The sequence below is a fragment of the Streptomyces sp. YIM 98790 genome (assembly GCF_011421595.1).
GTDB lineage: Bacteria > Actinomycetota > Actinomycetes > Streptomycetales > Streptomycetaceae > Streptomyces.
Genome location: NZ_WTLH01000424.1, coordinates 1 through 302, shown reverse-complemented (window position 1 = coordinate 302; position 302 = coordinate 1). Strand labels below are relative to the sequence as shown.

The 302-nt window shown below is 65.9% G+C and carries 1 protein-coding gene; it reads right to left on the bottom strand.

Annotation, left to right across the window (positions count from 1 at the left end; all coding sequences use genetic code 11):
* Positions 1–302 (bottom strand): endo-1,4-beta-xylanase (locus GQS09_RS28465; protein WP_165990360.1); only part of this gene is annotated, 302 nt, incomplete at both ends.

Here is a 302-nt window from a genome sequence, read left to right as displayed (position 1 = left end):
GCCTCGGCGATGTAGCCGTCGCCGATGGTCTGCTGCCACTTGTTCTGGCGGCGGGTGCCGTCCTCGTTGAACGCCTCGTTGACCACGTCCCAGCGCTCGATCTGGCCGCGGTACCGGCCCACCACCTCGGAGATGTGGTTGTTGGTGATCTGCCGCAGCTGCGACGCGCTGAAGTTGCCGTTCTCCAGCCAGCCCGGCATCTGGCTGTGCCAGACCAGGGTGTGGCCGTAGACCTTCTGGTTGTTCTGCTGGGCGAAGTTGACCAGCCGGTCGCCGCCGGACCAGTTGAACTGGCCCTGGGA